This window comes from Paraburkholderia kirstenboschensis (assembly GCF_904848585.1).
GTDB classification, from domain to species: domain Bacteria; phylum Pseudomonadota; class Gammaproteobacteria; order Burkholderiales; family Burkholderiaceae; genus Paraburkholderia; species Paraburkholderia kirstenboschensis.
In genome coordinates, this window is record NZ_CAJHCR010000005.1 from 383,630 (window position 1) to 405,322 (window position 21,693).

Genomic DNA, 21,693 nt, shown 5'->3' on the forward strand with positions numbered 1-21,693 from the left:
GCTTAAGCGGCGCGCGCTTCGGCTTCGACCGCGTCGGCGAGCGCGCCGAGCGTTGCAAACTTGAACGTGGGCGCGGTGACGGCTTCGGGCACCGGCGTCGCGCCGAAACCCTTCATGCCCTGCCGGCGCTCGATCCAGCAGGTCGAGTAACCAAGCTTCGTCGCGATACCGATGTCGTGATACTGGCTCTGCGCGGTGTGCAGGATCTCGTTGAACTTGAAGCCGAATGCGGCCTGACGCCCACGGTTATAGGCAAAGAACTGCGGGTCCGGTTTCGCGACGCCCGTTTCGTCGCAGCAGACGGTGTCGTCGAAAGGGTCACCCAGGGTATGTGCGTAGGCCGACAACGCGACACGGTCCGCGTTGGTCATCGCCACGAGGCGATAGTGTTTGCGCAGGCGCTTCAGGGCCGCGACCGAGTCTTCGAATGCAGGCCACTCCAGCACGTCGCGCTGAAAGGCCGCGGCGGATTGCGCGTCGTCGGGCAGGCCGAGCTCGCCGGCAAGATACAGATACACGTTCGCCATCTCATGGCTCGAACGACCCGGATACTTCGCGCGTCCGCGCATATACGGTTCGAAGATCTGATCGTCGGTTAGATCTTTCGCCGCCGCGCCGCCAAGGCGCCGCACGGACGCGAGCACGCCCTGTTCGAAATTGATCAGCGTGCCGACGACATCGAACGTCAGGACCTTGAAATCGGTGAGCTTCATTGCATCATCCTTTTGCGGGTTGCGTGAATTTCGTAAGACGTATGCCGCCAAGCGCGCGGCGGGAGAAGTCAGGCGGGCACGACAATCGTGTCCTGCGGATCGAGCACCACGGTCATGTGTTCGCCAGGTGAGGGAATGCGGCTGCGCGCGTTGTGATTGCCGGGCTGGCGCAGACTGATCAAGGTGCCGTCAGCCAGTGTCGCGAACACGCGCAGGCTTTCCCCCTGGTACAGCACTTCGGTTACGCGGCACGAGAGCCGGTTGGCGGCCGGCTCTGTCGCGCCGGCGTCGATCACGAGCTTTTCGGTCTGCACGGCAAGCAGCAAACGCTCGCCGCGCGGCAACGGATGCGCGGTTCGCAACACCGCGTCGCCCAGGCGCACGGCGTCGTCGCCGGCGCGGCTCACGTCGAGCAGCGTCGCCTCACCGATGAAGCTCGCGACGAACGCGTCGCAAGGCCGGTCATAGAGACGCTCGGGCGTATCAATCTGCACGAGCTTGCCGTTCTTCAGTACAGCCACGCGATCGCTCATGGTCAGCGCCTCGCGCTGGTCGTGCGTCACATAGACAATCGTCGCGCCGAGCTTGCGATGCAGCCGCCGCAACTCGATTTGCATGGTTTCGCGAAGTTGCTTGTCGAGCGCGGAAAGCGGCTCGTCCATCAGGATCAGTTGCGGCTCGAAGACCATCGCCCTTGCGAGCGCAACGCGCTGACGTTGACCGCCGGAAAGCTGGCTGATGTCGCGCGATTCATAGCCGCTCAGTTCGACCATCGCGAGTGCGTCGGCCACTTTCGCCGCCCAGCCCGCTTTCGGATCGCGGCGCGCGCGCAGCGGAAATGCGACGTTCTCGCCCACCGTCATGTGCGGAAAGAGCGCGTAGTTCTGGAACACGATGCCGATGTTGCGTTTGTGCGGCGGCGCAAATGTAATGTCCCGCTCGCCGACCCAGACGGAGCCCGAACTCGGTTGAACGAAGCCGCCGAGGATGCCGAGTAGCGTTGTCTTGCCCGACCCGGACGGCCCGAGCAGCGACACGAACTCGCCTGGCTCGATGTCGAGCGAGACGTCGTCCAGCGCGATCACGGGACCATAGCGCTTCGCTGCTGACCGGATGGAGACTCCTGTTTTCGCTCGTGCGTCCATTGCGTTTGCTCTCGCTGAAGGGCCTGCATTAGGGAAAATATAGGTGTCAAACTTTTTGGCGGCAATTCCCAAATTGTTGGATCGGGCATAACATCAAGTCATGCCGAATCTACGCAAAAAATTGCCGAGCGCGAATGCGCTGTTCGTCTTCGAAGCTGCCGCGCGGTGCGGCAACTTCACGCGTGCCGCGCAGGAACTCTATGTGAGCCAGCCCGCCGTGAGCCGCATGCTCGCGCGCATGGAAGACCACATCGGAGTGCGCCTGTTCGAGCGGGTGCGCGGCGGCATCGAGCTGACTGAGAGCGGGCGGATTCTGTACACCAAGATCTCCGAAGGATTCAACGGCATTGAAAGCGCGATACGAGAAATCGAGGCGCGTGCCACGGGCGTGGAATCCGTCACGCTGTCCGTATCCACGGGCTTTACGACGCACTGGCTGATGCCGCGAATGAGCCGCCTGAACGAAGCGTTTCCCTCAATCGATTTGCGGTTTCAGCTCATCTCCGGGCGCATTGGCGGCCCGCTCGTCGATGTCGATCTGGGCATGCGCTTCATGCACGCCGGTGACATCGACGAAAACAGCGTGCTTGTTATGCCCGAAACGCTGTTGCCCGTGTGCAATCCGCGCTATCAGGAAACGGCGCAAACGGACGCTGGCCGTGAGCACGGCGACATCGTCATCGTGATGGACGACGAGGAGCGCGGCTGGCACCACCGCTTTGGAGCGTTCGAACAGCACGGCCGGCGCGTGGCGAGCATGCTCAGCTTCAACGACTACGCGATCGTCGTGCAGGCGGCGCTGCTCGGTCAGGGCATCGCGCTTGGCTGGCTGAACGTGGTGTCGCACTGGCTGTCGCAGCGCGCACTCGTCCCCGCCGAAGAAGAAGTCCTCGTAACGAACCGGCGCTGCTGTCTGGTGTCGCCCGCGAACCGGCCTTTGCGACCCATCGTCGCGAATGTGCGCGACTGGATCGTCGAGGAAATGCGCGCCGATTTACGCACGTTGGAGCGTGCGTACCCGCAGTTGGGATTGCGCGAGGCGTTCAAGGAATGCGGAGTCGCCATTGTGTGACGGCAGGAGATGAACTGCTGCGGCCGATTCACTCCAAAAGAACAGGCGGCGCGCGGCAATTCCGGTCGCAGCGCCCGCATTTTGCGCTGGCCAAATCTGCAATCGACCAACGGCTTATCAAAGCCCGTTCTTCATCGTGTGCATTAAGTCGCCGAACGACTGACGCGTATTGACCGCATTGACGATGTCAGCGAGAAACCAGGGAAGAATCAACTGTGTGTTGGGATCGGTGACACCGACACTCAGCGCCGGCGGCCTCGTCGCCGGCGCGGTTGGCGCGGCTGGCTTTGCGCCCTGATAAGCGGGCGAGGCGCGGGTTTCGTTGGCGGGCGAAACGTGTTGGGCGACCGGCTGGGCGGGCGGCGGCCACGCCGACGAACAGCCGCCCAGCGGCATAGTGACGGCGGCGGCAACAACGGCAGTAGCAGCAACGCAGAACGGCTTCATGACGGACTCCAGCCCACGTCATTTGGACAGAAGTGCCTGGCGAGAAGTTCTTCGACTTAGGCACGCCGAATGGCAGCGCCGGCGTGCCCGTTCTTAGTGCCCCGCTGCGCCAGCCGCTGCGGCATTCGTCTTGCCCGGCTTCGTCACCCAGATCAACGGAATGATCACTACGAAGATCACCGCCGACAGCCAGAAAATATCGTTGAGCCCGAGCATGGCGGCCTGGGTGTTCATCGAGTGTTCGAAGAAAGCCATGGCTTGAGACTGGCTTCCTCCCAACGCAGCTTGCGCCGAATCCAGTGCCGCGGTGAATACAGGGTTGGTGATGCCGGTCTGCTCAGCCAGTCTCGCGTGATGCAAGATGGTGCGATCGTTCCAGCCGGTCGCGGCGAGAGACGTTCCCACTGCGCCTGCAAACACCCGCACGAAATTGGACAAGCCGGCAGCGGCAGGAATTCTCTCGGGCGCGAGGCCGGAAAGGATGATTGCTGTCAGCGGCACGAAGAACAATGCAGTCGGTATGCCCTGCAACAAGGTGGGCAATACGAGCGTCCACGTATCCACGCCGGTCGTGTAGTGCGAGCGCATGAAGAACACGGCTGCAAAGCCGATAAAGGCCAACGTTGCGAGCACGCGTGCATCCGAACGCGGCATGATCTTCGCCATCACAGGGGCAAGGATCACGGCGAATATGCCGAGCGGCGCCGTGACGAGACCTGCATCGACTGACCGGTAGTTCAGGTAACCCTGCATCCACTGCGGGAGCAAGACGAGGTTGGAGAAAAACACCGCATACGCAACTGAAATCGCAATCGTGCCGCCCAGAAAATTGCGGCCGCCGAACAGCCTCAAATCGATGATCGGATTCTTCTCGGTCAGCTCCCAGATCACGAAGAAAGCAAAGCTGATTCCTGCAAACACAGTCAATGCGACGATTACCGGCGAATTGAACCAGTCGAGGTCCTTACCCTTGTCGAGCATGATCTGCAACGAGCCGACCCACGCGATCAGCGAGATCAGCCCTATCTTGTCGATCGGCAAACGCTTCGTTGGGGTCTCGCGCGTTCGGTAGATCGCCCATGTCACACCTGCAGCAAAAAGCCCCACCGGAATGTTGATGTAGAAGATCCACGACCACGAATAGCTGTCCGTAATCCAGCCACCGAGCGCAGGCCCCGCAATGGGGCCGACAGTCGCCGTCATTGCCCACAGCGCCAACGCATGCGAACTCTTCTCCTTCGGATACGAGCCCAGCAGAATGGCTTGCGAAAGCGGAATCAACGGGCCCGCAACCGCGCCTTGCAAAATGCGCGCGGCAAGCAGAACCGGCAGGTTCGGTGCTATTCCACATAACCATGAGGACACGACAAACAACAATATCGCCCATACGAACAGCTTGATCTGCCCGACACGCTGCGTGAGCCAACCCGTCAACGGGATTGAAATTGCATTGGCTGCGGCGAAGAGCGTAATGACCCATGTGCCTTCATCGACCGATACGCCAAGGTTGCCTGCGATCGTCGGGATGGCCACGTTCGCAATCGAGGAGTCGAGCACATTCATGAAAGTGGCCAGCGCCACAGCGAGCGTTGCGAGCACAAGCTTGCCGCCCGTCAAAGGCGCAAGCGTTGCAGGTCGCGTCGATTGATTCATTTCATCACCTGTTGAAGGTCACTATTATCTGACCAGTCAGCTAACTGCACAAAAAAAATGGTCGCGTGTTCAGCCCGCTTTGCGCGTCGGGTTCTTTTGCACCCCAGCCGTTGCGGCCGTGCGCGCCATCGGCATGTTTTGCGCGATGATCCGGGCGATCTCCGCATCTGCATCTGCGCCGTACTGGGCAAATACATCGGTGCGATAAGCAGTATTCACCGCGGCGCCGAGTTGAGTTCCCGACTGGTCGCGAGTTTCGACTTCGACCTGCATCGACAATCCAATTCGCAGCGGATGCGCGTCCAGTTCCTTCTGGTCGAGCTGGACACGCGCGGGCAGACGCTGCACGACCTTGATCCAGTTGCCGGTCGCATTCTGGGCGGGCAGCACGGCGAACGCGGCCCCCGTTCCTGCAGAGAAGCCGACCACGCGGCCGTGGTATTTGACACCCGAGCCGTACAAGTCGGCGGAAAGCGTGACCGGCTGGCCGATACGCATGCGCTTGAGTTGGCTCTCCTTGAAGTTCGCATCGACCCACACTTCGTTGAGCGGCACGATAGCCATCAATGGCGTGCCTGGCGCGACTCGTTGACCGACCTGTACAGAACGGCGTGCCACATAGCCGGTGACCGGAGCAGGCAACGTGTTGCGCGCGTAGTTCAGATAGGCGTCGCGTACTTTCGAAGACGCCGCCAGAACGTTCGGATGCTGTTCGATCGACGTGCGGTCGGTCAGTGCATGGTTTGCTTCGGCCTGCTGGCGCGCGGCGTCGAGCGCGGCTTGCGCGGCGCTGACCGCATCACGCGCGTGGGCCACGTCCTCGCCCGACACCGCGCCGGTTTCCGCGACCGCCTGACGTCGTTTCAGATCATTGACGGCGCGCGCGAGATCGGACTCGCGCTGCGCGACTGTTGCTGCGTAATAGTCGTTGTTCACGTACAGACCGCTGACTTGCCGCACGGTCTGCCCAAGCGTAGCTTCAGCATTGGCAAGCGCGTCTTTGGCGTCCGCGTTGTCGAGCGTCACGAGCGGAACACCTTGCTTGACGATCTGCGTATCGTCCGCGTTCACTGCAACGACGGTGCCGCTGACCTGCGGCGTCAGTTGCACGAGATTGCCGCTGACGTACGCATCGTCGGTCGCCTCATGATATTGACCGGTCGTCACGTAATACACGCCATAAGCTGTGCCGGCTACCACTATCGCGGCGCCCAGCAGCGCGAGCAGCAGCTTGCGCCGGGTGGGCGTTTGCGTTTGTTGAGGTTGGTCTGCGTCCGCCTTCGCTCGGTCGGCGTTAATCGTATCGCTCATTTTGTGGCTCCTGACAGGATCTGAAATACGTCGCGCTCAACGCACGGCGACGACTGGATTGAGTTTGACTGCAGGTGCCGCACCGGCACTCTGCGCAGCGGCATCGGCATGGTCGGAATAGCCGCCGCCAAGCGCCGCTGCCAAGGCGATCTGCTGATCGCGCCGGTTCATCTTCAGATTCGCGACCTGCTGGTCGGCGCCCAACGCCGTGGTGTCGGCGTTCAGCACCGTGAGCTGATTCGCGAGTCCCGCCTTGTATTGGACGAGCGCCAGTTGATCGGCACTGCGGGCGGCTTCCTGCGCAGCTAACGCATCGCTGAGCTGTTGGTCGGTGGAACGGATTTGCGCGAGTTGAGTGGCAACTTCGGACAGTGCCGTGACGAGCGTCTGGTTATAAGCCGCGACGGCGTAGTCGAAATCGGCATAGCGGCCTTTAAGTTGCGCCCGCAACTGGCCGCCGTCGAAAATCGGCAGATGGATCGCCGGCCCCACCGATGCCGTGCGGCTCGCCGCGTTGAGGAAGCGGCCAAAGCCGAACGCGTCAAGGCCGATAGCAGCACTCAGGTTGATGTCGGGATAGAACTCGGCCTTGGCTTCCTTCACATCGTGCATGAGCGCGTCGACTCGCCATTTCGCGGCGACCAGATCCGGACGCCGGCTCACGAGGTCGGCGGGAAGGTTGGCCGGCAGACGCACTTCGTCGCCGATACCCAGCGCGGGACGGGCAATCGCAAGACCTCGGTCAGGTCCTGCACCGAGCAATGCGGCGAGTTGATATCGCGTGCTGAGAATGCTGCCGTCCAGCGACGCCAACGCGGCCCGGCTGCTAGCAAGGTTCGCCTGCGCGGTCTTGCGCTCCACCTGCGTATCGAGTCCGGTTGCAATCCGGCCGGCGGTGATGCGGTCTATCTGCTCGCGCTGCGTCACTTCCTGCTGCGCGATGTCGCGCAGCGCATATAGACGCGCCAGCTGGTTATACGCACGCGCCGTGGCAGATGTCAGCGAGAGTCTGACGACTTCCGCATCGGCCTTGCTTGCTTGCAACTGCGACACCGAGGCTTTCAGTGCTTCGCGATTCTTGCCCCACAAATCGAGGTCATACGATGCGGACAGCAAGCCCTTGTTCTCTGATTGCCATGACCCGCCGTACGGAGGCGGCACGAGCGCCGTGCTCGAATACTGCTGCCGTGTGAACGAATAGGTCGCCCCGACTTGCGGCATCGTGCTCGCCTTCGCCGTCTCGCTGTAAGCAGCGGCGGCGGCGACGCGTGCGCGCGCCTGTTCGATCGACGGATTGCCTTTCAATGCTTCATCGAGCAGCGCCTTCAGTTGGGAGTCGCCGAACTGATCGGCCCAGTCGACCGCGGGCCACTGCCCGTTGTCCGCCGGAATGCTTTGCTGCGTCGCATAGGTCTGCGGCGCAGCAATCTGCTTGTCGCTCGAGATGCCTGCATAGTTCGCGCAGGCCGATAGCACCGCCGCGAAAATCACCGTCATGCCGGACTTCGCAATTCGCGATCCGATCACTCGTCGATTTAACTGTCTATTCATCTTCTGACCTGTCAGATATACGGACAAAAAAATTTGCGCGAACGATTCGCTCAATCTTCGAGAAACTTGAACAGCAGACGGCGCAGCTCATGGAATTCGGCCTTGGTGAATTTCTTCAGCCGTCTGTTGAGCACGACCGGCACCATGTCGGGCAGACGGCTCGCCACGGCTTCGCCTTTTTTCGTGAGCTTCAGATTTACGACACGGCGATCTTCCAGACTGCGGGAGCGCTGTAGCAAACCCTTCGTTTCGAGCTTGTCGAGCATGCGCGTCATCAGGCCGGTGTCTATACCGAGCAACGTGGACAGTTCGAACGGAGTGTTCGCGATCGCCTGGTGCATGGACAGAAGAATGCCCATTTGCTGGGCCGTGATGTCCAGATCCTTGAGTTCTGCGTCTATCTCTGTCACCAGAAGGTTGCGCGCCTTGTTGATGGCAAAGCCCACGCTCTCGGTTACGCTGAAATTCTCGCTCGTGTAATGGTTCATCTGTTGTTCCCTCGCTTGGAACGCAATATATCTGCATTGTCAGATATCTCCAAGCTCAATGCTGCACATCAATGTTTCAATTATTGCGCTACCGGCGATTCCGTCCTGCGGCGAAGAGGAACTGCGGCTCGCGGCACGTCGATCTCATTGCTCCGATCAGCCCGCCCACCAATGCGCTTTCAGCCAACTTCCACAGGCGACGCGCGATGCGAGCTTACCAACAGCACCGAGACGCTTACCGCCCGCGTCGGTCGCCGGCGGGGGCCCGCTCAATTCCACGGGCCTTGCATCGCCGCCTTCCGTCACACGCCTTCAACGAGAACGGCGCGATAGCGCGCGCCTTTGAACCGGTGCTGCGCGACTTCCTGATAGGCCGGCCCGTCGTACCAGGCACGCGCTTCTGCAGTCGACGGAAACTCCACGATCACGACACCCTCTGGCGCTTCGCCTTCAAGAACCTGTTGAGGCCCGTAGGCAGCGAGGATCTTGACGGGATGGCCTTTGAAGGTCTCGCCGACCTTGCTTTGGTAGATGTCGAGTTCCTGCTGATCCTGCGTGCTTTCTTTTGTGAAGACGATATATGTGGCCATGGCATGCGCTCCTGCGGTGGTGGGAAGGTGCATACGATGATGCCATGAAATCGCGTCGTGCTTCGGCGCACAGCACCGCTGCTATGTGGACCGGTCACTTCCCGGTAGCCCAATGCGAGTTGCGCATCAGCTTGCTGAAGTCTCTGCGGACGAACTCCGGGTCCTTGTAGGCCATGACATCAGCCAGACCCGTTCCCTGCGTGGTCTCCGGACGATGCTTGAGGCTCTCGTAGAGAGCCTGCATAAAGTCTTCCGCGAATTGCGGCGGATGCGGATGAGCCGCCTCGACGGCGTTCCGCTGCGCGGCTGTGAAGTCGTCATAGCCTGCGCCCACAAGATCCATGTTGGCGCCTTCGGCAACGAGTGCGGCCATCGGGAACAGATGCGCGGAAATTCCATTGGTCGTGTGCAATGCAATTGCAAGCCAGACCATCTGGCTATCAGCCTCGGAAATGCCGTGACTCCGCAAAAAATCGCGTGCCGCGTTCGCGCCATCCACTTCATAACGCAAGTGGCTTTGCCCATAACCTGCCGTCAGGCCGAAATCGTGGAACATAGCCGCAACGTAAAGAAGTTCCGGGTCGAAAGCGAGGCCCTTGCGCTTTCCTGCCAGGGCAGCCCAATAATAGACGCGCGTGGAGTGCTGAAACAGAAAATCGCCCTCCGAATCGCGAATGATTTGCGCTGCGTCGCGCGCCAATTTGCTGTCGGGGACTTTTACGCCAGGAACCTCATCGCCGGCGTTCGCCGTGGGTTGATTGAACGTGGGCTGCGTTTGCGCGTGCGCGTCGGGGGCCAGGATAATTCCCCCAAACGCGAGAGCGAGGGCGGCGCAAACTGCAGCAACGATACTGCCGGCCTTCATGATCTTCTCCTTCTTCCAAAGAACTTAACTGAACCGGAACCAGCACACGACTGCTGGCCGTGCCTATACGCGAGGCACTACAGGAATCCTTCTCGGACCCTGCGCATTTCATACGGCATGCAGGGTCCGGATTGGGATGAGTGGACGACAACCGGGCATTCGGAAATGCAGCGTTCAGCGGGCAGTTCGCTGTTCCCACTTCGAACTGAGGATGATGCTGCAAACGTTCGTTCGCACGAAATCCGGATCCTTGTAGGCGAGGAAATCATCGTTGAAGGTACCGAACGTGCTGCCGGGGCGATGCTTCATACCGTGATAGAAAGCATCGATGATCTTGTTTGCAAAGCCGGGATCGCGGGGATACGCAGCAATCACCGCGTCGCGTTGTTCGTCGGTAAATTCCTCAAAGCCGCGCCCCGCCACGTCCATTCCTGCTCCTGCCTGCAACAAGGCAATTTCTCCGTGCATGTGTTCCGGGATGCCAGGAGTCGTGTGCAAAGCAACTGCATTCCAGACCTTGTCAATGTCCGCCTCGGCGATGTGGCGGCTTCGCAGAAAATCCCGCGCGGCGTTCGCGCCGTCCACTTCGAAGCGAAGCTGGCTCTCCTGATAGATCGACGTGAGGCCAATGTCGTGGAACATAGCGGCGACGTAAAGCAACTCCGGATCGAAGAACACGCCTTTTCGTTCCCCGAGCAAAGCACCCCAGAAGTACACGCGGGAGGAGTGCGTGAACAGCAATTCATTTTCCGTGTCCCGAATAAGCTCGGTGACCTCACGCGCCAATTTGCTGTCGGGTATCTTCACGCTAGATATTTCGTTCGTCTGCATCACTCTTCTCCATTCATCTGATCCTGCATTTACGGACAGTCGGCGACGGCTGGTGCCTATCGCTCGCCCGCACTCCACTGCGTACTCCAATTAGATTGCAATTGATCAGCCGCTTTATATGGAGGAAGTTACGCTCCTATCAGGCCACAATACAGACCCAAGATTGACGATTCTGGATGTACCATTGACGGCTATGACGACGCTCCCAATTGGCCTCGATCGCTCCGCGAGCACATCGCTGTCCGCACAAATCTACGGTGCGATTCGACACGCGATAGAGACAGGGCAGCTTGCCGCCGGCGCAAGGCTGCCATCGTGGGTAGATCTGGCCGCGCAGATCGGCGTCTCGCGCGGCACGGTGCGTGTGGCCTATGAGCGTCTGATCGATGAGCAGTTCGCGGTCGCTTGTGGGGCGGCCGGAACCCGGGTAGCTGAGCGTCCACCCCCGCCCGCAACGCCCGCTCGGTCACCGGAAGCGCCGCCGTTTCCCGATCTGTTCCATGAATTCGGAGCGGCTCCTTTGGCGTTTCAAATGGGTGTGCCTTCTGAGGACGCCTTTCCTTTCAAGCTATGGTCGCGCGTACTCACGCGCGCGGCGCGGCGGGCTGCGGTTGCTCATGTCGGCTACCCTGATCCGCGTGGCGATCCTGACTTCCGAAAGGAGATCGCAGCCTATCTTGGCGTTGCACGGGGCTTGCGATGCAGTCCATCTCAGGTTCTTGTCACTGCGGGATTCTCGGCTGCACTCGGCCTCGCAATCCGGGGGCTCGGTGTCGAAGGCAAAGAAGCATGGATGGAAGATCCCGGTTTTCCGCTCACGCGTACCGCGCTCGATTTAGCTGGAATGACTGTGAGAGCCATTCCAGTCGATGCGGACGGGCTCGACGTGGACTCGGGCATTCGGAGTTCGGCTGACGCCGCCCTGGCAGTCGTGACACCGGGCCAGCAGGCACCCCTCGGGATGGCGATGTCGCTCCCCCGGCGGCTCGCGCTGCTCGCATGGGCTCGACAAAACGACACCTGGATCATTGAAGACGATTACCTGAGTGAGCTCCAGTTGAAGGGCCGCGCAGCGCCGGCCCTTGCATCACTCGATCCAGACGGACGCGTGCTGCATATTGGCAGCTTCAGCAAGACTATCAGCCCCGCGCTCCGACTCGGCTTTCTGGTGGTCCCGCTTGAAATGGCCCACCGCTTTGGCGAGATCGCAGCGTGCCTGATGCCCGCACCGGCGTCGTTCGTGCAGCACGCCGTGGCAGAATTTCTGCGCGACGGGCACTATCTTCGGCACCTTCGGCGTATGAAGCGTCTTTATGCCACGCGACGCGATAGCCTGCTTCGTTGTCTGAACGAGTTGGCATCGGACTCGATAAAAGTTCGTGCGGCTGCCGGTACGGCCATCGTGACGACGCTTCCCCACTCTGCATCTGACGTAGATATCGCCATGCGAGCGTTGCAATCCCGCTTGGCGCCTGCGCCTCTGTCGCCGTGGTATCTGCACTCGCCTCGCCCACAGGGCTTACTGCTGAGCGTGACCAACCTGGATGAACGCAGGGTGGTCGAAGACTGTCGCCGACTGATGGAAGTGGTTCGCAAAGGTAGCTAGGCCGCCGGCAATGCGGCTTGCTGACCGCTTGATGGTACATAACGAATGTTCATTCTTGGTTCTTTCTTATGGTCCAGCCCGGACCCACAATGTGAGGACACCAAGGAGATACCACGTCATGAACATCCGATTTGTCGTTGGTGCTGTCGCCGCAGGCATTGCTCTTTCCACTGCCATACCTGCCACCGCGCATGGCACGGCTGAAACCGTCACGCCGAACTTCCAGCACGCGATTCCCAACATCCCTGGCAAGTCGTTGACCGCGGTGGTTGTCGACTATGCACCCGCAGCAGCGTCGCGCGCACACGAGCATGCGAAGTCGGCTTTCATCTATGCATACGTCGTGTCGGGAGCCATCGAGTCGCAAGTCGACGACGGCCCGAAGCGGGTCTACCATGCCGGCGAAAGTTTCTTCGAGGAGCCGGGCGCAGTTCACCGTGTCAGCCGCAATGCAAGCAAGACCAGGCCCGCAAAGTTGCTGGCCGTGTTCGTGGTGGACAGCAACGATAAGGCCCTGACCACCCCGATCGAGTAATCAGTACATCAAGGCCCTATAACTTCAACCGGCATGGCGGGAGCACCGGAACTACCGTTCCGCCTATAGGCAAATCACGCTTCACATCAACCGGGCACATCGCGAAGGCGTCGTTAGCCAACCAGTTCGACCATCACGATGTCGGTGTCGTCTCGCGCTGTCATCGTAAGCTGCGATTCATTGGTAACCACGACTCCATCGCGTGGCGCGAGCCGGACCTGTCCCACGTCGAGCCGACCGTGATCGGCAACCACATACGCGTGGCCTGGCGGTCGCAACACGTGATGCAGCGTCGCGCCTTCGCGTATCGTCGCGATGCGCACGCGGGCATCCGCATTGATAGGCAACGCGCCTGCACGCACGTCGTCTGGATCGCCGCTCGCCAGCGTGACGAAGCGGCCTTCGCGACATTCGCGCGAACAGACACGCGTCGCCCAACGCGGCGTGCCGCCCGGTGTGCGCGGGTGCAACGAGATCTGAAACAGCCGCGCCGGCAAACTTTCCTCGTTGCGTTCGGCGTGATGTACCGCGCAGCCCGCGCTCATAGCCTGCACGGAGTCGGCAACCAGGCGCGCTCGATTGCCAGCGTCGTCTTCGTGCGTGATTGCACCTGAACGCACCCACGTCACGATCTCGACTTCGCGGTGAGCATGCAGACCGAAGCCCGAGTGTGGCGCGAACTCATCGTCGTTCCAAACGTAGAGCGCGCCGAGCGGCACATGGTCGGCGCGTCCGAACTCGCCAAAGCGGAAATGCAGCCGCGCATCCAGCCAGTCGCGCCTGATTACATCGAGCGATAGAAAAGGACGATGTTCGATCATGATGTGCCCGAGTTGAAACGCGCGGACGCGCGCGGGCGCCGGTGCAGTCGTCGAAGACCGCACCAGACGCGCCCTCGCGTGCCCAGGTTGCGCTTAGACCTGCTGCTGGCCGCCGTCGACGAACAGCTCGGCGCCGTTCACGAAGCTCGCGTCGTCCGAGGCGAGGAACAGCGCCGCGCTCGCGATCTCGCCGGGCTCGCCGAGGCGTCCCATCGGGATCTGGGCAGCCAGGTAATCGGCCAGGCCTTGTTGCTGGGCTGCGTCCGGACCGGCGAGGTCGAGCAGGCCCGGCGTGCGGGTTGCGCCCGGGCTGATCGTGTTGACGCGGATGCGGCGGTCCTTGAGATCGAGGATCCAGCTACGCGCAAAGGCGCGCACCGCGGCCTTCGACGCCGAATACACGCTGAATGCGGCCGTGCCCGCGCTGCCAGCCGTCGAACCGGCGAGGATCACCGAGGCGCCTTCTGCGAGCAGCGGCAGCGCTTTTTGCACCGTGAACAGCACGCCCTTGACGTTGCGGTTGAAGGTGTCGTCGAAGTGTTCTTCGGTGATGCCGCCCAACGGCAGCATCGAACCGCCGCCAGCATTGGCGAACAGCACGTCGAGGCGCCCCTGTTCTTCCTTGATCTGCGCGTACAGCGCGTCGAGCTCATCGAGCTTCGCAGAATCGACGCGTACGCCGGTCGCGTTGCCGCCGGCTTCGCGAATCCCCTTCACTGCGGCGTCGAGTTCGGTCTGACGGCGACCGGTGATGTACACGTGCGCGCCTTCTGCTGCAAAGCGGTGAGCAGTGGCGAGGCCGATGCCGCTGGTTGCGCCCGTGACCAGTGCGATCTTGTTGTCGAGTTTGCGTGCCATGGTGTTTCTCCTTCAAATCGATAAGTGGATGACTGCGTTGGGAAACTGCGTTCGGTGTTGCGTGCTGCGATGTAAGGAGAATATCGACGCGTCCGCTTTTTCGAAATAGAATTGATTGCAATCCAACGTTGCATAAATGAAACGATGAGGCGAAATGGCGAAGCTGCCTGATTTCGAAGGACTGGCGATGTTCGCGAAGGTCGCCGAGGAAGGATCGTTCGCGGCTGCGGCGCGCGCAGTGGGCGTGTCGGTGGCGACTGTCTCGCGCGGCGTCGCCCGCCTGGAAGACCGGCTGGGCGCGCGGCTTTTCAATCGCACATCGCGCCAGCTAGCGCTCACCGAGTTCGGCCGGACGATCTGCGAGAAAGCCGGCGAGATTTACCGGCAGGCCGAGGAAGCGGAAAGTGCCGCACGCGAGATGTCAGTGCAGCCGCGCGGGCTCGTGCGCCTCGCTGTGCCGATGTCGTTCGGGCTGCGCTGGGTCGCGCCACTGCTGCCGGCTTTCTTTCGCGCTTTTCCGGTGGTGTCGATCGACCTGCATCTGTCCGATGCGCCGGTCGACCTGGTCGCTGACGGCTTCGACGCCGCGCTGCGTATTGCCGCACTGCCCGATTCGTCGCTGGTAGCGCGACGGCTGTGCGCGGTAACGCAATACGTCGTCGCGTCACCGGACTATCTGAAGCGTGAGGGACGGCCTACGCATCCGCGCGAACTGGTGGACCGGCCGTGCCTCTCATATGCGTATCGCGCGCGCAGCGATGTGTGGCGCTTCACGAACGACGCGGGCGAGGAGGAACCGGTCTTGCCTACAGGTCCACTGCGCGTGACGAACTCCGATGCGCTGTTGCCCACGCTGCTCGATGGTCTGGCGATTGCCGAACTGCCCGAATTTATCGCCGGCGAATATCTGGCCGATGGCCGTCTGGAAGCGATCCTCACCGACTGGTCTTTGACGAAGGGCGGCCTTTACTTCGTCACGCCGTCGGCGCGCGCCCGTCCTGCGAAAGTGAGCGCGCTGTCCGACTACTTCGCCGAACACCTTTCCGATCCGTCGTGGCGATGGCCGAAGTGATGCGCCGGCGCAGTTCACATCGGCTAACCCGACGAACGTTCATCATTGCATTGGTGCAACGATAAGTTTGAAACGATCAAGGGATCCCGGCTCGACATAGCTTTCGCCGAATACAATGCCAGACGAAGAAGGGTCGCTTTGGCCGACCCGTATAACGCACAGTCATCGATGAAAGCCCCCAAAACGTCTTCGAATGCTGAGCCCGCGGCGGCCGGTACATCGGCTGCGCCGGCCGACCGCGGCAAGACCGAACGCCCGGTCGCGGACGCCATCGCGCCTCACGATCCACACGATTCGCGCGCTCGCAGCATTGCTCTCGCGGCGAGCCTCGCCTTGATCGCCTTTTCGCTGCGCACGCCGATCACGAGCGTGGGTCCGATCCTGGTCGAAGCGGTGCGGGCCACCAACCTTTCGCGCACCGGCGCTAGCGTGCTGACGACATTGCCGTCGCTATGCTTCGGTCTCTTTGGGCCGCTCGCGCCACCACTCGCGCGTCGCCTCGGCAGTGAACGCGCATTGCTTGCGCTACTGGTGCTGCTCACGCTGGGCACTGCGTTGCGCGTCGTTCCTATGTGGCAGGTGTTGTATCTCGGCCAGATAGTGGCCTGCTTTGCCATCGGCTTGATGAACGTGCTGTTGCCAGGCGTAGTGAAGCGCGACTTTCCGCACCACGTCCCGCTGATGACAGGAATCTACAGCGCCGCAATGTGTGCGGGCGCCGCCGCCGCGGCGGCCGCCACCGTGCCGGCTGCCCATGCGGTCGAACACCTGCTGGGCGGCGCGAGCGGCAACGCGTGGGCGTGGGCATTGGCGCTGTGGGCGTTGCCCGTCGCATTGGCGACGCTGGTCTGGGGCGCGCGACTGCCTGCGAAGTCGACGCACTCAGGAAGACGCGTGGAAATTGTTCGCGGTTTGTGGCGAGATCCGCTCGCGTGGAAAGTCACGCTATTTATGGGTTCGCAATCGTCGCTGGCCTACATTGTGTTCGGCTGGCTGCCGACGGTTCTTCGCACGCGCGGCATGAGCGCCGTCGATGCCGGGTTCATGCTGTCGCTCAGCGTGGTCACGCAGGCGGCGTCGTCGCTGCTGCTGCCATTTCTTCTGGCGCGGCTGCGGGATCAGCGCGCGGTGAATGTGAGCGCGTTGCTGTCGACCGGCGTGGGTCTGATGGGCTGTTTCTTCGGGCCTCCGTCGACCATGTGGATCTGGGCGCTGCTTCTCGGCGCCGCGCAAGGCGCGTCGTTCACGCTTGCGCTCACCGTCATCGGCTTGCGCTCGTACGACTCGCACGTGGCCGCGCAACTTTCCAGCATGGCTCAGGGTATCGGCTATCTGATCGCGTCATGTGGGCCGTTCATCGCCGGATCGCTGCTCCACGCAACCGGCTCGCTCTCCAGTCTCGCTGCTTTATGCGCGGGCATCTGCGTCGTGTCTGCGTGGTTCGGCTATGCGGCGGGGCGACGGGAACATGTGAACGCGCATCTCGAGTCAGCGCGTTGAAGACCCAATAGATTCGCTGCTGCCGCGTGCAACGGCCCGTTCGTGTCCGACGAGCGCCGTGACATCACGCGTCTCGGCAACGGAGGCGTCAGGGCTTTAAGAGGCTCCCTGTATCCGGGGAGGTCGAGCACCCTCCTGCTCATCGGGCACGAGCCATTGCATTGCCTTGCCCGAACTCAATGCCTCAGCCAGCTCGGCGAGCGGCATTGGTCTGCCGATGTAATAGCCTTGCGCCTGGGTTGCGCCAATATCCCGCAATGCAGCCAGCGCCACCGCATCTTCGACACCTTCAGCCACCACGCCCAGACCGAGCGACTCCGCCATCCGCACGATCGCCCGGACGATGGCGCACGTGCGCGGACTCGACGTCAAGCCGACGATAAAAGATTTGTCGACTTTCAGCGCACTGAAATGATACTGATGCACGTAGCTGAGCGACGAAAATCCGGTGCCGAAGTCGTCCAGCACCACCGACACGCCGTTGTCGGTCAGGTGCTGCATCGTATGCCGGGCGACTTCCGGCTCCGCGATCAACGCACCTTCAGTCAATTCCAGACGCACGCGCGATGGCGCGACGCCGTGCTGTTGCAGCAGCGCGAGTACGTCGTCGGCGAACTCCGCGCGGGTCATGCTGTAGCTCGAACAGTTGACATGTACGGGAGGCCAGCCGGCATGCGCAGGCTGCGCGAGAATTCCCGCGACGCAATTGAGCATGTACAAATCGAGCCGGCCGATCAGCCGCAGTCCTTCCATTGCCGGCAGGAATTCCCCGGGCGCGAGCAAGCGGCCATCTTCCTGCCGCCAGCGTACCAACGCTTCGAGCGAGGTTAGACGGCCAGTGATCGTGCAGATGATCGGCTGGAAGAACGGGATCAGTTCGTCGTCGCGTTTGAGCGCATTTCGTAACGCGCCTTCGCGCCGCATCCGGTCGGAGACCTCGTGCCGCAACTCCTGATTGAACACCACGTAACTGTCGCGGCCACCGTTTTTCGCACGATACATAGCCGTGTCGGCGTCGCGCAACAGGTCGGCCGGTTCCTTGTGGAATTCATGTTCGGCGGTCACGATGCCGATGCTGCACGACGAGAAAACGACGTGGTCGTCGATATGAAACGGCAAGTCGAACACCGACAAGATCCGCTCTGCGATAGCCACTGCCGCTTCGAGCGACGCGTCGGGCGACAGGATTGCAAACTCGTCTCCCCCGAGACGCGCGAGCATGTCGCTACGGCTCAGGCAGTCGCGCAGCCGTTTCGCGGCCGACACCAGCAGCTGATCGCCGAAATGATGGCCGAGACTGTCGTTGACGACCTTGAAGCGGTCGAGATCGAGAAACATCACCACCAACCGTCGTCCGCAGTCCAGATGCCGGATCCATTCCACGCCCAGCCGCTCGAGCAGATGGCTGCGGTTGGGCAAACCGGTTAATGAATCGTGGAAGTTCTCGTGCAACAGTTGCGCGTTTGCCCTATCGAGTTCGCGAGTGCGTTCCTGCACGCGCGCCTCCAGTTCGAGGTTCGCGGCATACAGTGCATCGGCGGCGCTTCGTCGCGACAATGCCGTATCGATGTGGCGCGAGACGAAAGTCAGCAACTCCTGGTCACGGGACGTGTACTGAACGTCAGTCGAGTAGCTCTGCACCGCAAGCATGCCCCGCACCTTACCGGCTTCGAACAGCGGGACACCCAACCATGAACGCAGATTGAGATGGTCGTGGTCGAGTTCCACCTTGCCTTCGCGAATCAGGCGCTCCGCCTCGGTACGATTGAACAGACACGGTCGACGCTGCGAAATAACGTATTCCGTGAAGCCGCGTTTATAGCGCCTTGGAGCCGGCTGCTCGTCAACCAGTTCATCGACGTAATAGGGGAAGGAAACGGTCGCTGTCGTTTCGTCATACAGCGCGATATAAAAGTTGTGCACGTATAGCAGTTCGCCCAGAATGCGATGCAAACTGCGGAAGAACTCGACCATGTCCCCCGACGCGCTCGACAGCTCTGCAATACTGAAAAGCGCACTTTGCAGATGTTCCGCCCGCTTTCGCTCGGCCACCTCCTGCCGAAGTGCGGCGTTCAGTTCCGACAGTTCCGACGTCCGGCGCGCTACGATGTTTTCAAGGTTAGCTCGGTGAAGAATGCGATCGAGGGCCATTGCAACATGACGTGCGACCACGAGAAACAGCGCCCTGTCGTCCGCGCTGTAAATGCGCGATACGTCATAGACCTGCATGGCAAGCATGCCGAACACTTCGTCGGATGCGTTCTTCAACGGCGCGCCCATCCAGAATTCAGGGCGATCCCCAACGCAATAGAAGCGGCCTGCCGCTTCCGCTTCCTGAATGCCGGCGGCGTCGATCAACAACGGTTGTCCGGTCGTCAAGACCTGTGCGGTCAGCGACAAACGATCCGGATCGAGCATGTCATAGCTTTCGGATTCGAGCGCGTCGACGTCGATCACATCCACATAATACGGATACGTGATACGCCTGCTTTCCGGCTCATAAAGCGCGAGATAAAAGTTTTCTGCGTCGATTATCGTCGCCAGTTGCCGGTGAACGGCAAGCAGGAACGCGGAGCGCTCGCGGATCGAACTGGCTAGGTATGCAATTTCGTGGAGCACGCGCTGCGTGTGTTGCGCGCGCACGAGCGCGTCCGCAAGCAGTTGCAGTCCCAACGTGTTGGCGAATGCCGCGATCGCTTCGTCGCTCGCGTCCTTTAGCGGCGCGAGCAGCCAGCCCAGCGCTTTGTCGCCAGTTCCGGTCGGCCAGCAATGCAGTGCTCGCGACTCGCAAAACGGGGCTAACGCGTCGTTCGCGAGGGCGTCGGGCCACACCGTATCGGCGCCGGAATGTGCTGCCAGGTGCAGTTTGTCTCCCGCGCGATACCACGCCCAGTCCCGCCCGCGCATTCGATCGCGGGAGACTTGAAGCAGCGTATCTATCCGCGCTGTCGTCCCTATCGACGTAGTCAGGTCCGCCTCTGGATTTGCGACAGCGGTGGTCTGGTTATCGCTCTGACCTTTCCCCCAGTCGCGTCGGTGTCCGGAAACAATATTCATCAACGCTCCATGCATCTCTCATTCTGCATGCATTAAATCAGGTAGCGACCGGCCCCGGTCCGCGTGCCTTTTGTAATTCGCCTACCCGCTATCTGATAACGGCATCAAGGCCTCGATACTTTATCCCAACCCGTTTCCGGCCCATTCAGGTGGCTGTCATTCCCGTGCCTTATCAACGCGCGACGCGTGATTTTTCGGAAACCAAGCGTTCGGAATATGTCACTTGCCGATGCATTTGTGGCTACCTAGCATCAGTCCGACTAGTCGCAGTGGGAGCGCTCGGTACGGCCGGAGCGGGCCCGATCTTTCCTCTCTCGACAGATTCTCACAATGATCGACCCCAATAAAAGCAAGCGCGCGAGTATCGCGGTATTCGGGCTGCTCTATCTCGGCTACTGCATTTCGTACATCGATCGCTCGGCGATTGCACTGTCGCTTGTCGCCATCGGCAAGGAGTTCCACGTCGGATCGGCGGCGCTCGGTGTCGTCATGAGCACCTTCTATATCAGCTACGCCGCGATGCAGATACCCGGCGGCTGGATCGCGGATCGCTGGGGCAGCAAAAAGGTCATCGTCGTATCGGTGGCGTTCTGGTCGCTGTTCACGTTGATGACGGGTCTTGCATGGTCGCTAGCCTCGCTGATCGCTATCCGCTTCATCTTTGGTCTCGGCGAAGGCGGTTATCCGGGCGCCGCGGTCAAGGGCGTCACCGAATCGTGCGCGCGTGCCGATCGCCCGAAAATGTCCGCATTGCTGATGTCGTCGAACTACGTGGGCAGCTTTATCGCGCCGCTTGCGATCGCGCCGCTCATTCTCTACCTGGGCTGGCGTCATGCGTTCGTCGTGGCGGGGATCGCGGGCGTCGCGTTCGCGCTGTTCTACCTGTTCGCCGTAAAGGACACGCATCAGAAGCGCGATGCGTCGGGCCGGGCCACACGCATCGACGGTGCGGCGACGCGCGCGCTCCTCAAGATGCCGCTGATGTGGAAAATTCTGCTCACGTGGTTCGGCATGGGCATCGTCAACAAAGGTCTGGATGCATGGATGCCCGCGTATCTGCTGACCGAACGTCATCTCGATCTGAAAGCGGTCGGCATGTTGACGCCGCTGCCCTTCGTCGCCGCGAGCATTTCGACGGCGCTCGGCGGCTGGATTCTCACGCGCTGGTTCGATGGCCGCGAGAAGTGGCTGATGGCCGCGTGCTGCGTGATTTCCGGCTTTTTCCTCTACGAGATGTATACGGCTGAAACCGTGACGGGCGTGATCGCCTATCAATCGATCGTGTATTTCTTCAAGTCTTTCGTATTCGCGGGCGTCTTCGCGCTGCCCACCAAGTTCCTTCCGCAGAAGTTGATCGGCACGGGTGCGGGCATGGTGAACTTCGGCGGCCAGGTGGCAGGTTTCGTCGCGCCGGCGGTCATTGGTCTGCTCGTGTCCATGACGGGCAACTACAACGCCGTGTTCGGCTTCCTGATCGCGGCCACGGCGCTTGCGTCGGTCACGAGCTTGTCGATCGGGCTCGCAAGCGAAAACGATGCGCGCCGTCTCGGAGCCGCTGAAGAAGCGTGATCGCATCAC

General features: G+C 61.3%; 19 protein-coding genes. 6 read left to right on the forward strand and 13 right to left on the reverse strand.

Going from position 1 to position 21,693, the window contains the following annotated elements; all coding sequences use genetic code 11:
* Positions 1-2: 2 nt before the first annotated feature.
* Together JMY24_RS17085 and JMY24_RS17090 are read right to left on the reverse strand one after the other, a co-directional pair.
* Entirely contained in the window at positions 3-713 is a 711-nt protein-coding gene (locus JMY24_RS17085; RefSeq protein ID WP_110403778.1) for an HAD-IA family hydrolase, read from the reverse strand.
* 68 nt (positions 714-781) lie between these two features.
* Entirely contained in the window at positions 782-1,858 is a 1,077-nt protein-coding gene (locus JMY24_RS17090) for an ABC transporter ATP-binding protein (RefSeq protein WP_128597767.1), read from the reverse strand.
* Between the two features lie 100 nt (positions 1,859-1,958).
* Between JMY24_RS17090 and JMY24_RS17095 the strand changes: the two genes are divergently transcribed.
* The gene (locus JMY24_RS17095) at positions 1,959-2,930 is read left to right on the forward strand and encodes a LysR family transcriptional regulator (protein WP_128597766.1); all 972 of its coding nucleotides are present in this window, start codon (positions 1,959-1,961) and stop codon (positions 2,928-2,930) included.
* Positions 2,931-3,047: 117 nt separating this feature from the next.
* Here JMY24_RS17095 and JMY24_RS17100 read toward each other — a convergent pair whose 3' ends face one another.
* The 8 genes from JMY24_RS17100 to JMY24_RS17135 form a co-directional block, all read right to left on the reverse strand.
* Positions 3,048-3,377, reverse strand: a complete 330-nt coding sequence (locus tag JMY24_RS17100; protein WP_201702488.1) for a hypothetical protein — start codon at positions 3,375-3,377, stop codon at positions 3,048-3,050.
* Positions 3,378-3,470: 93 nt separating this feature from the next.
* A complete protein-coding gene (locus tag JMY24_RS17105; protein WP_128591121.1) occupies positions 3,471-5,030 on the reverse strand; it encodes a DHA2 family efflux MFS transporter permease subunit in 1,560 nt (519 codons plus the stop codon).
* A 69-nt stretch (positions 5,031-5,099) separates the two neighbouring features.
* Positions 5,100-6,341, reverse strand: coding sequence for an HlyD family secretion protein (locus JMY24_RS17110; RefSeq protein ID WP_128595076.1), 1,242 nt, complete (start codon positions 6,339-6,341; stop codon positions 5,100-5,102).
* A gap of 36 nt (positions 6,342-6,377) precedes the next feature.
* On the reverse strand, positions 6,378-7,892 hold the full coding sequence (locus tag JMY24_RS17115; protein ID WP_128595075.1) for an efflux transporter outer membrane subunit: 1,515 nt from the start codon (positions 7,890-7,892) through the stop codon (positions 6,378-6,380).
* 50 nt (positions 7,893-7,942) lie between these two features.
* Positions 7,943-8,380 carry a MarR family winged helix-turn-helix transcriptional regulator gene (locus JMY24_RS17120; RefSeq protein ID WP_128588800.1) on the reverse strand — a complete coding sequence of 146 codons (438 nt, stop codon included), beginning with the start codon at positions 8,378-8,380 and terminating at the stop codon, positions 7,943-7,945.
* A 302-nt stretch (positions 8,381-8,682) separates the two neighbouring features.
* On the reverse strand, positions 8,683-8,970 hold the full coding sequence (locus JMY24_RS17125; protein ID WP_128588802.1) for a DUF1330 domain-containing protein: 288 nt from the start codon (positions 8,968-8,970) through the stop codon (positions 8,683-8,685).
* 94 nt (positions 8,971-9,064) lie between these two features.
* Positions 9,065-9,835: an HD domain-containing protein gene (locus JMY24_RS17130; protein ID WP_201702490.1), complete on the reverse strand. Its 771-nt coding sequence runs from the start codon at positions 9,833-9,835 to the stop codon at positions 9,065-9,067.
* Positions 9,836-10,009: 174 nt separating this feature from the next.
* The gene (locus tag JMY24_RS17135) at positions 10,010-10,666 is read right to left on the reverse strand and encodes an HD domain-containing protein (protein ID WP_201702491.1); all 657 of its coding nucleotides are present in this window, start codon (positions 10,664-10,666) and stop codon (positions 10,010-10,012) included.
* Between the two features lie 193 nt (positions 10,667-10,859).
* Here JMY24_RS17135 and pdxR point away from each other — a divergent pair, with 193 nt between their 5' ends.
* Together pdxR and JMY24_RS17145 are read left to right on the forward strand one after the other, a co-directional pair.
* Positions 10,860-12,272 (forward strand): MocR-like pyridoxine biosynthesis transcription factor PdxR, encoded by a 1,413-nt coding sequence (gene pdxR, locus JMY24_RS17140; protein ID WP_128595074.1) that lies wholly within the window; start codon positions 10,860-10,862, stop codon positions 12,270-12,272.
* A 118-nt stretch (positions 12,273-12,390) separates the two neighbouring features.
* A complete protein-coding gene (locus JMY24_RS17145; protein WP_128595073.1) occupies positions 12,391-12,807 on the forward strand; it encodes a cupin domain-containing protein in 417 nt (138 codons plus the stop codon).
* 113 nt (positions 12,808-12,920) lie between these two features.
* Here the strand turns inward: JMY24_RS17145 and JMY24_RS17150 are convergent, their stop codons facing one another.
* Complete coding sequence (locus JMY24_RS17150; protein ID WP_128595072.1) at positions 12,921-13,628, reverse strand: pirin family protein; 708 nt, start codon at positions 13,626-13,628, stop codon at positions 12,921-12,923.
* 93 nt (positions 13,629-13,721) lie between these two features.
* Positions 13,722-14,486 (reverse strand): SDR family NAD(P)-dependent oxidoreductase, encoded by a 765-nt coding sequence (locus tag JMY24_RS17155; protein WP_201702492.1) that lies wholly within the window; start codon positions 14,484-14,486, stop codon positions 13,722-13,724.
* A 154-nt stretch (positions 14,487-14,640) separates the two neighbouring features.
* Here JMY24_RS17155 and JMY24_RS17160 point away from each other — a divergent pair, with 154 nt between their 5' ends.
* Positions 14,641-15,558: a LysR family transcriptional regulator gene (locus JMY24_RS17160; RefSeq protein ID WP_128598762.1), complete on the forward strand. Its 918-nt coding sequence runs from the start codon at positions 14,641-14,643 to the stop codon at positions 15,556-15,558.
* A 168-nt stretch (positions 15,559-15,726) separates the two neighbouring features.
* Entirely contained in the window at positions 15,727-17,058 is a 1,332-nt protein-coding gene (locus JMY24_RS17165) for an MFS transporter (protein WP_201702493.1), read from the forward strand.
* Between the two features lie 96 nt (positions 17,059-17,154).
* Here JMY24_RS17165 and JMY24_RS17170 read toward each other — a convergent pair whose 3' ends face one another.
* Positions 17,155-20,115: a sensor domain-containing phosphodiesterase gene (locus tag JMY24_RS17170; protein WP_128598633.1), complete on the reverse strand. Its 2,961-nt coding sequence runs from the start codon at positions 20,113-20,115 to the stop codon at positions 17,155-17,157.
* Positions 20,116-20,445: 330 nt separating this feature from the next.
* Here JMY24_RS17170 and JMY24_RS17175 point away from each other — a divergent pair, with 330 nt between their 5' ends.
* Positions 20,446-21,684, forward strand: coding sequence for an MFS transporter (locus JMY24_RS17175; protein ID WP_128598632.1), 1,239 nt, complete (start codon positions 20,446-20,448; stop codon positions 21,682-21,684).
* Positions 21,685-21,693: the final 9 nt, after the last annotated feature.

Coding starts and splice junctions, on each gene's coding strand:
- JMY24_RS17175 (WP_128598632.1), top strand. CDS start 20,446: ATGATCGACCCCAATAAAAGCAAGCGCGCGAGTATCGCGGTATTCGGG.
- JMY24_RS17165 (WP_201702493.1), top strand. CDS start 15,727: ATGAAAGCCCCCAAAACGTCTTCGAATGCTGAGCCCGCGGCGGCCGGT.
- JMY24_RS17125 (WP_128588802.1), bottom strand. CDS start 8,970: ATGGCCACATATATCGTCTTCACAAAAGAAAGCACGCAGGATCAGCAG.
- JMY24_RS17155 (WP_201702492.1), bottom strand. CDS start 14,486: ATGGCACGCAAACTCGACAACAAGATCGCACTGGTCACGGGCGCAACC.
- JMY24_RS17090 (WP_128597767.1), bottom strand. CDS start 1,858: ATGGACGCACGAGCGAAAACAGGAGTCTCCATCCGGTCAGCAGCGAAG.
- JMY24_RS17110 (WP_128595076.1), bottom strand. CDS start 6,341: ATGAGCGATACGATTAACGCCGACCGAGCGAAGGCGGACGCAGACCAA.
- JMY24_RS17115 (WP_128595075.1), bottom strand. CDS start 7,892: ATGAATAGACAGTTAAATCGACGAGTGATCGGATCGCGAATTGCGAAG.
- JMY24_RS17145 (WP_128595073.1), top strand. CDS start 12,391: ATGAACATCCGATTTGTCGTTGGTGCTGTCGCCGCAGGCATTGCTCTT.
- JMY24_RS17135 (WP_201702491.1), bottom strand. CDS start 10,666: ATGCAGACGAACGAAATATCTAGCGTGAAGATACCCGACAGCAAATTG.
- JMY24_RS17160 (WP_128598762.1), top strand. CDS start 14,641: ATGGCGAAGCTGCCTGATTTCGAAGGACTGGCGATGTTCGCGAAGGTC.
- JMY24_RS17100 (WP_201702488.1), bottom strand. CDS start 3,377: ATGAAGCCGTTCTGCGTTGCTGCTACTGCCGTTGTTGCCGCCGCCGTC.
- JMY24_RS17120 (WP_128588800.1), bottom strand. CDS start 8,380: ATGAACCATTACACGAGCGAGAATTTCAGCGTAACCGAGAGCGTGGGC.
- pdxR (WP_128595074.1), top strand. CDS start 10,860: ATGACGACGCTCCCAATTGGCCTCGATCGCTCCGCGAGCACATCGCTG.
- JMY24_RS17150 (WP_128595072.1), bottom strand. CDS start 13,628: ATGATCGAACATCGTCCTTTTCTATCGCTCGATGTAATCAGGCGCGAC.
- JMY24_RS17085 (WP_110403778.1), bottom strand. CDS start 713: ATGAAGCTCACCGATTTCAAGGTCCTGACGTTCGATGTCGTCGGCACG.
- JMY24_RS17095 (WP_128597766.1), top strand. CDS start 1,959: ATGCCGAATCTACGCAAAAAATTGCCGAGCGCGAATGCGCTGTTCGTC.
- JMY24_RS17170 (WP_128598633.1), bottom strand. CDS start 20,115: ATGAATATTGTTTCCGGACACCGACGCGACTGGGGGAAAGGTCAGAGC.
- JMY24_RS17130 (WP_201702490.1), bottom strand. CDS start 9,835: ATGAAGGCCGGCAGTATCGTTGCTGCAGTTTGCGCCGCCCTCGCTCTC.
- JMY24_RS17105 (WP_128591121.1), bottom strand. CDS start 5,030: ATGAATCAATCGACGCGACCTGCAACGCTTGCGCCTTTGACGGGCGGC.